This is a genomic window from Actinomycetospora sp. 2LY8.5 (genome assembly GCF_057180585.1).
On record NZ_JBXUHE010000082.1, the window covers coordinates 1 to 7,266 of the forward strand.

The 7,266-nt window shown below is 74.7% G+C and carries 6 protein-coding genes and 1 pseudogene; 1 reads left to right on the plus strand and 6 read right to left on the minus strand.

Annotated elements, in window-relative coordinates:
- The 4 genes and pseudogenes from AC2A1K_RS35145 to AC2A1K_RS35160 all read right to left on the minus strand — a co-directional run.
- A pseudogene (locus tag AC2A1K_RS35145) lies at positions 1-765 on the minus strand (hypothetical protein); the annotation flags it as partial.
- Positions 762-1,994 (minus strand): ArsA family ATPase, encoded by a 1,233-nt coding sequence (locus AC2A1K_RS35150; RefSeq protein ID WP_483900992.1) that lies wholly within the window; start codon positions 1,992-1,994, stop codon positions 762-764. The gene AC2A1K_RS35150 and the pseudogene AC2A1K_RS35145, both read right to left, overlap by 4 nt.
- Positions 1,995-2,423 (minus strand): SRPBCC family protein, encoded by a 429-nt coding sequence (locus AC2A1K_RS35155; protein WP_483900993.1) that lies wholly within the window; start codon positions 2,421-2,423, stop codon positions 1,995-1,997.
- Between the two features lie 107 nt (positions 2,424-2,530).
- The gene (locus AC2A1K_RS35160; RefSeq protein ID WP_483900994.1) at positions 2,531-2,926 is read right to left on the minus strand and encodes a polyketide cyclase / dehydrase and lipid transport; all 396 of its coding nucleotides are present in this window, start codon (positions 2,924-2,926) and stop codon (positions 2,531-2,533) included.
- Positions 2,927-3,058: 132 nt separating this feature from the next.
- Between AC2A1K_RS35160 and AC2A1K_RS35165 the strand changes: the two genes are divergently transcribed.
- Positions 3,059-4,915, plus strand: coding sequence for an AMP-dependent synthetase/ligase (locus tag AC2A1K_RS35165; protein WP_483900995.1), 1,857 nt, complete (start codon positions 3,059-3,061; stop codon positions 4,913-4,915).
- 70 nt (positions 4,916-4,985) lie between these two features.
- Here the strand turns inward: AC2A1K_RS35165 and AC2A1K_RS35170 are convergent, their stop codons facing one another.
- On the minus strand, positions 4,986-6,131 hold the full coding sequence (locus AC2A1K_RS35170; RefSeq protein WP_483900996.1) for a glycosyltransferase family 4 protein: 1,146 nt from the start codon (positions 6,129-6,131) through the stop codon (positions 4,986-4,988).
- Positions 6,132-6,190: 59 nt separating this feature from the next.
- Positions 6,191-7,075 carry an alpha/beta fold hydrolase gene (locus AC2A1K_RS35175; protein WP_483900997.1) on the minus strand — a complete coding sequence of 295 codons (885 nt, stop codon included), beginning with the start codon at positions 7,073-7,075 and terminating at the stop codon, positions 6,191-6,193.
- Positions 7,076-7,266 lie beyond the last annotated feature (191 nt).

Here is a 7,266-nt window from a genome sequence, read left to right on the forward strand (position 1 = left end):
GCGCGCAGCGGGGCGCGGCGACGACGGGGCGTTCGGGGGCGCCGGGGGGTCGGTGCGAGCGGTCGTCTGCGCGTCGGTCGGCGTCGGCGCCACGGCCTCGCCCGTCGCGTCGCGGAAGGCCGCGGACCGGGGCGACGCCCGCCGGATCGGCACGCGGCGTCCCGCGGGCCCGCTCGCGGCGGGCCGACGCGGGCGGGGCGTCGACCGCGGGGAGGCGTCGCGCGCCCCGGCGTCGGGCGTGGCCGGGTCGGCGGCGGCGGAGCCGTCGGTGGGCGCGGCGGCCGCGTCACCGGGGTGGTCGTCGTCGCCACCCGGCTCCCGCGTGGGAGACCCGGCACCCCAGCCGTCCCAGGCTCCCCACTCGGACGGCCAGCCCGGTGGCGGTCCGTGGTCGGTCGGGGCGGCGCCGGTGGGCGCATGGCTGTGGTGGGCGTGAGCCGGGTCCTGGTGCGCCTGCACCATCAGCCGGAGCAGCATCATCAGCCCCGAGGCCTGCTCGGCGAGGCGCGTGGTGAGCTCCGGCTGCTCGCCCCGCAGCGCCGCGACGAGCGCACAGACGGGGCACCACGAGCACGGACCCGGACTCTGGGGCGGGCGCATGCCGAGCCGCGCGTTGCCGGTCCGGCCCGCTCCCGCCGTCCCCCCGGCCGCGGCCGTGTCCACGCGCGCGCCGAGCCAGTCGATCAGCGCCGACGCCGTGGCGCGGGCCTCCTCGGTGAGCCGCTCCTGCGCGGCCCGCCCGGCGTCACCCCCCGGCGCGCTCACCGCATCCACACCGCGGGGTCCGGGCGGAACACCACCGAGAGCAGGTCGTCGTCCAGGTCGGCGCCGGTGACCTCGCAGCGCCGGAGCACCGGCGGCAGGGACACCGCGCGGCGGCGGCCGTCGACGGTGACCGCGAGCTCGTCCCCGATGCGGGCCAGGTCGACCTCGGCGTCCCCGATGCCGGAGACGTGCAGGTCGAGCACGAACTCGCTGTCGGGCTCCGTTCCCTCGCCCGCGGTGCGGCGGACCGCCACGAGCGCGCGGCCGGACGGGCCGTCGAGGGGGTCGTCGTCGCCGTAGAGGGTGTCGGCCAGCGTGGCGAGGGCCTCGACGCCGACGGGCTCGCCGGCGTGGTGGGACACCCGGCGGACGGGGACGTCGCCACCCGCGCCGGAGAGGTCCGCGAGGACCGCCTCCTGGTCCGCGCGCCGGGCCCGCACCCAGGTGGCGGCCTCGCCGCGGCCCTTGCCGGCGTCGGGCACCAGGCGGTTGGCGACCATCCCGTCGACGTGCAGCCCGTGCAGCGCCAGGGCGGTCAGCGTCCGTCGCGTCTCGGCCGCGACGACGCGCTCCGGGGTGAGGACCAGGCGGATCGTGGTCGTGCGGTGGTCGGCGAGCAGGTCGCGCAGGCCCGCGAGCTGCTCGGCCAGCCGCGACAGCGACGCCGCGGCGGCGTCCCACTTCGCGACCGTGGCGTTGCTGCCCGCGAGGCCCGCGAGGACGCCGCGCACGGCGCGCCGGTGGGTCGGGAAGAGCCGCTCGAGGTAGGAGCCGAGCGCCTCGGGCAGGGCCAGGAGGCGCAGGGTCTCCGCGGTCGGCCCGCAGTCGACGACCACGACCTCCCACGGACCGTCGATCGTCGCGCGGCGCACGTCCTCGAGGGCGAGCAGCTCCTCGACCCCGGGCAGGACGGTCAGCTCGTCGGCGACCATCTCGTCGACGCCGGCGCCCGCGAGCAGGGTGCGCAGCTGGGTGCGCAGCGGCTCCCAGGCGTCGTCGACGAGCGCGCGCGTGTCGATGTGGGCGGCGAACAGGCCGGGATACAGCTCCGGAGCTACCTCGCGAGGCGCGCCGTCGAGAGAACTGGCGAGCGCGTCGCCCAGCGAGTGCGCAGGGTCGGCCGAGAGGGCGAGCACCTTGCGCCCGCCGCGGGCGAGCGCCACGGCCGTCGCGGCCGCCGTGGTCGTCTTCCCCACCCCGCCCTTGCCGGTGAACAGCAGGACCCGCACTCAGCCCTCCACGCGACGCTTCAGCCCGGTCAGCGCTTGGTCCATGATCCGCTTCTCGGCCCGCCGCTTCAGGAGGCCGGGCAGCGGCACCGCGAGATCCACCGAGAGGGTGTAGGTCACCTCGGTGGCGTCGCCGCCGTCGGCGACGCGGTAGCGGCCCCGCTGGGAGCGCTGCATCTGCCCGGACACGAGGTCCCAGGTGACGCCGTCGTCCACCCAGTCGTAGGCCAGCACGTAGGTGTCCTTGATCGGCCCGGCGTCCAGGTTGAACCGGACCTGCTCGGGTCGCCCCTCGTCGTCGTGGGTGAGCACCTGGGCGGACGTGATCGAGTCCGCCCACTCGGGGTAGGCCTCGAAGTCGGCGATGACCCCGAGCACGTCGGAGGCGGGCGCCGCGATCGTGATGGATTGGGTCGACTCGTCGGCCATGGCGCGAGAGGTTACCGCCGCACCCGACGGCGGCGGCACGCCCGGTGCGCCCCGGCCCACGGTGGGTGATCAGGCCCTCATCGTGCGGCGCCGACGTGAGCGGGCCCTCAGATCCGGGACCGTCCTGCCGGCGGCACGCCCGGCGGGCGGCCCCCGTCGAGGCGGTCCTTCAGCCCGAACGCGAGCGCCTTCGCCGCTCGTTGACGGCGGACCGCCTCCCGGGTCGCCGCCCGGGGCGGCAGCGGCCGGCCGACCGGGTCGACGCGCAGGAAGTAGTGCAGCACCGTCCCGTCCCCGACGGCCTCGAGCCAGACCTCCATGCTCCCCTGCCACGCGTCGCCCACCACGCTCCAGCGCAACCCCTTCTCGCCGCGGTCGGCGAACACGCGCAGCTCGAGATCCGGCCAGAGCCGGCGCCACACCGCGGGGTCGGAGAACTCGACGGCCAGCCGCCCGGGCGGCACCGCGAGGAACGTCTCGTCCACCACGTCGACGGTCGCCACGGACCCAGCCTGACAGGCCCTGGTCGGAACCGTTCCGCCGCCGCCGTTGGGCGGATTGTCCGGCTACCCGGAAGTAGTCACCGCGACTATGGTCACAGCCGACGCAGTGAGGCGCGGTCAGGAGTGGTGCAGATGCAGCAGTACACGGAGCCGGCGGTCGGCAAGGTCGCCGACGACGACAACCTCACCTCCGCGCCGTGGGGGAACGCCGAGGCGCACGGGGGCGACGTCGCCTATCGACGCCTCGTGGGCGGTGCGAAGCCATCAGGGGAGAGCGCCGACAGGGGAGTTGCCGCGCCGGAGGCCGACGACGGCGGCACGTGGCACGACGTCACGTTCGCGGCGTTCCGCGACGAGGTCGCGGCCGTGGCCAAGGGATTCATCGCCGCCGGCCTGCAGCCGGGCGACCGGGTGGGGCTGATCTCGAAGACCCGCTACGAGTGGACGCTCGTCGACTACGCGCTCTGGGCCGCCGGCGCGGTGACGCTGCCGATCTACGAGACCTCCTCGTCGGACCAGGTCGAGTGGTGCCTCTCCGACTCCGGCGCGCGCGGCGTGGTCGTCGAGTCCGACGAGCACCTCGCGATCGTCGAGACGCTGCGCGAGAAGCTTCCCGAGCTCGGTCACGTGTGGCAGATCGACGGCGCCTCGGGTGCGGTCGACACGCTGCGCGAGGCCGGCGCCGGAGTGGACGACGCGACGCTCGAGGAGCGCCGGACCGCGGTCCACGCCGACGACCTCGCCACGCTGATCTACACCTCGGGCACCACCGGGCGCCCCAAGGGCTGCGAGATCACCCACCGCAACCTGCTGTTCGAGGTGCGCGCCGTCGCCGACACCTTCGGCAACCTCATGCAGCCCGGCAACAGCACCTTGCTGTTCCTCCCGCTGGCGCACATCTTCGCCCGCGTCATCCAGTGCGCGGCCCAGGAGTACCGGTACACGGTCGGCCACTTCGCCGACACCAAGAAGCTGACGACCGAGCTCCCCCGGTTCCAGCCGGACTTCCTGCTCTCCGTGCCGCGGGTGTTCGAGAAGGTCTACAACGGAGCGAAGGCCAAGGCGCACGGCGACGGCAAGGGCCGGATCTTCGACATCGCCGAGGCGACCGCCGTGAACTACAGCAAGGCCCTCGACGCCGGCGGGCCGGGGATCGCGCTGCGCCTGCAGCACGCCGTGTTCGACAAGCTCGTCTACGGCAAGCTGCGCGCCGCGCTCGGCGGCAAGGTCATCGGCGCGGTCTCGGGCGGCTCGGCGCTCGGTGCCCGCATCGGCCACTTCTTCCGCGGCATCGGCGTCCCGATCCACGAGGGCTACGGCCTCACCGAGACCAGCGCGGCGATCACCGCGAACCCCAACGGGGCGATCAAGGTCGGCACCGTCGGCAAGCCCATCCCCGGCATCACGATCGCCATCGCCGAGGACGGCGAGGTCCTGGCGAAGGGCGACGTGGTGTTCCGCGGCTACTGGAACAACGCGGAGGCGACCGCCACGGCGATCGTCGACGGCTGGTTCCACACCGGCGACCTCGGCAGCCTCGACGACGACGGCTACCTGTCGATCACCGGGCGCAAGAAGGAGCTGATCGTCACCGCCGGCGGCAAGAACGTCGCCCCCGCAGTGCTCGAGGACCGGGTGCGCGCGCACCGCCTCGTCAGCCAGGCGCTCGTGGTCGGCGACAACCGTCCCTACATCGGCGCGCTGATCACCCTCGACGCCGAGGCCCTGCCCGGCTGGAGCACCGAGCACGGCAAGGAGTCGTCCGACCCGACCGCGCTGGCCGACGACCCCGACGTGCAGGCGGAGATCTCGGCGGCGATCGACGACGCGAACAGGGCGGTCTCGCGCGCCGAGGCCATCCGCCAGTGGCGCATCCTCGGCACCGACTTCACCGAGGAGAGCGGCGAGCTCACGCCGACGATGAAGCTCAAGCGCAACGTCATCACCGAGAAGCGCGCCGACGACATCGAGGCCGTCTACCAGCGCTGAGCGGGGCGCGCGCACCGGGAAGCAGCGAACGTGCGGTTCGCTGCTTCTATGCGCGCGAACTCCCCGTCGATCACCCGGCGGCGAGGGTGCGCAGGCGTGCCGCGCGGGCGTCCCACGTCCAGTCGGCGCGCATCCAGCGCCGACCCGCCTCGCCCATGGCGCGGGCGGCGTCGGGGGCGGCGAGGAGGTCGGCGAGGGTGTCGGCGACGTCGACGGTGTCGCGGCCGTCGACGAGACGCCCGGTCTGCCCCGACCGCACGGTCTCGGGCGCGCCGCCGGACCGGCCGGCGACGACGGGCACCCCGCACGCCTGGGCCTCGAGCAGCACGATGCCCAGGCCCTCGACGTCGAGGCCCCCGCCCAGCGTCCGGCAGGGCAGCGCGGACACGTCGGCGGCGGCGTGGTGCGCCGGCACCTCGTCGGGGCTCATGGGGCCGGTGAACACGACGTGGTCGGCGACGCCGTGGCTGCGGGCGAGCCGGCGCAGACGGTCGCGGTCGGGGCCGTCGCCCGCGATGAGCAGCGCCGCCCCGGGCACGATCCGCCGCAGCCGCGCCAGGGCCTCGATCAGCACGTCCTGGCCCTTGCGGCGCACCAGGCGGGACACGCACCCGACCAGCGGCCGCTCCCCCAGCCCGTAGCGGCGGCGGATCTCCTCCCGCGCGCCGGGATCGGGCCGGAACCGGTCGGTGTCGATGCCCGAGGGCAGCGGCTCCAGGGCGGCCTCGGGCCCGAGGGCCGGGGCGATCCGTCCGCGCGTGTACCGGCTGACGGTGGTGACGACGTCGCTGTCCCGCCCGATCCGCGCCAGCAGCTGGCGGCTGCCCGGCAGCATCGACCACCCGACCTCGTGACCGTGGGTGCTCGCGAGCACCCGCTCGGCGCCGGCCCGCCGCAGCCTGGGCGCCATGAGGCCCAGGGGCGCCGCGGCGCCGAACCAGACGGTGCGCGCGCCGTGGGCGCGCAGCAGCTCCGCCGCCCGCCGGGTCGCGCCCGGGGTCGGCAACATCATCGTGGTCGGCAGGCGGTGGACCTCGAACGGCTGCTCGGCGTCGAAGCGCCGGCATGCCTCGCGCGCGTCGTCGGTGCGCTTCCAGGTGGAGGCGAGCACGACGAGCTCGTCGGACGGCAGGTGCGTGGCGAGCGCGTGCAGATACGACTGGATGCCGCCCGGACGGGGCGGGAAGTCGTTGGTGACCAGCAGCGTGCGCGCCACGGCCGGAGCCTCGCACGGGCAGCCCGGACCATCGGCACCGGCCGTCCGCCGAAGGACGGTTACGCCCAGCGGCCGAGGAACTCGACGGCGGCCGCGTCGACGACCTCGGGGTGCGAGGCGCTCAGGAAGTGCTGACCGCCCTCGACGATCCGCAGCTCGGCCTGCGGCGAGCGGGTGAAGCGGCCGATCTCGTCCTGCGCGTTGGCCACCGAGTACACGGGGTCCGCGGTGCCGTGCAGCCAGAGGACGGGGCACCGGACCTCGTCGAGGCGGCCGTGCAGCCCGTCGCGGTCGCGCAGGTTGATCGAGCTGGTCCGCAGCCGCCGGCGCCCCGCGTCGCCCAGGTAGTTCTGCTGGTGGGTCGAGTGCCAGAACGCGCGTGTCCTCTCGTCGACCTCGCCGAGCCCCTCCGCGAGGACCGCGTCGACCATCTCGACCGGGATCACCCAGCCGTCGCCGACCGGCTCGGCGAGGGCGTCGATCGCCGGGGTGCAGAACGCGACGCCGTCCCAGCAGCCGAGCTCGCGGCTGCGCTCGCTCTCGAAGTCCATCGAGGTGCCGAGCGGGATCACGCCCTGGACGACGTCGGGGGCGAGCAGGGCCATCCGCACGGCGATCCAGCCGCCCTGCGAGGTGCCGAGGACGAAGGCGCGCTCGATGCCCAAGGCGTCGAGGACCTGCAGCGCGGCGGCGGCGGTGTCCCAGTAGGTGAAGTCGGCGTAGCCGGCGCGCGTGCTGCCGTGGCCGTACGGCTCGATCGCGAGCAGGTTCGCGGTGCGCCCGAGCTCCTCGTCGTCGAGCTGCGGGCGGTACAGGTCCGCCGACGTCGTGAACGAGTTGATCAGGACGAGCGTCGGGAGCGTCTCGTCGAAAGGCTCGCTGAGCACGTACCCGATGTGCGAGGAACCGAGATGGGGAACGGTGATCGTGCGAGCGGCGCTCATGGCGCCGGAGACTGTGGCGTGGACCACCGTCGTGTCAATCCGACCTCGGCGCCTGCTCAGAGGGCGATGCGCCGGATGCCGGTGAGGTTGGAGCGCACGTCGGAGACCTTGACGACGTCGCCGGACTGGGGTGCTTCGAGGAACTTGTCGTCCCCGACGTAGAACCCGACGTGGGTGACCGGGTCGTTGAA

What these genes read in the sequence shown, in the direction of transcription:
- AC2A1K_RS35155 (WP_483900993.1), bottom strand. Translation starts at nt 2,423, where the DNA reads ATGGCCGACGAGTCGACCCAATCCATCACGATCGCGGCGCCCGCCTCC.
- AC2A1K_RS35165 (WP_483900995.1), top strand. Translation starts at nt 3,059, where the DNA reads ATGCAGCAGTACACGGAGCCGGCGGTCGGCAAGGTCGCCGACGACGAC.
- AC2A1K_RS35175 (WP_483900997.1), bottom strand. Translation starts at nt 7,075, where the DNA reads ATGAGCGCCGCTCGCACGATCACCGTTCCCCATCTCGGTTCCTCGCAC.